This is a genomic window from Halorubrum sp. SS7 (genome assembly GCF_005435055.1).
In the GTDB taxonomy this organism is placed as follows: Archaea; Halobacteriota; Halobacteria; order Halobacteriales; family Haloferacaceae; genus Halorubrum; species Halorubrum salinarum.
Genome location: NZ_SGXV01000619.1, coordinates 1 through 238, shown reverse-complemented (window position 1 = coordinate 238; position 238 = coordinate 1). Strand labels below are relative to the sequence as shown.

Annotated in this window: 1 protein-coding gene; it reads right to left on the bottom strand. The window is 62.2% G+C overall.

All coding sequences use genetic code 11. The features are described from left to right. On the bottom strand, positions 1 to 96 hold a 96-nt coding region (locus EXE44_RS21795; protein WP_241991921.1), incomplete at its 3' end, for a DUF5802 family protein. Positions 97 to 238: the final 142 nt, after the last annotated feature.

The following is a 238-nucleotide window of genomic DNA, read 5'->3' as shown; positions in this document are numbered from 1 at the left end:
CTCGTGGTCCGCGCGCTGGATGACGGCGCGCTCGCCGCCGTGGGGTTCCACGTACAGTTCCCCAAGGTAGTAGCCGCTCGAGAATCGCTCGAACATTCTATGCGTGTCAGACTCTACCACGACAGTACATAAGCCTTTCTCGGACGTGACCGATCCTGCTACTCAGACGAAGGAACCGTTTCGGTCGTCCGCTCCTACTCCTCTCCGGACCGCCGCGCGACCTCGTGACGGCCGAACC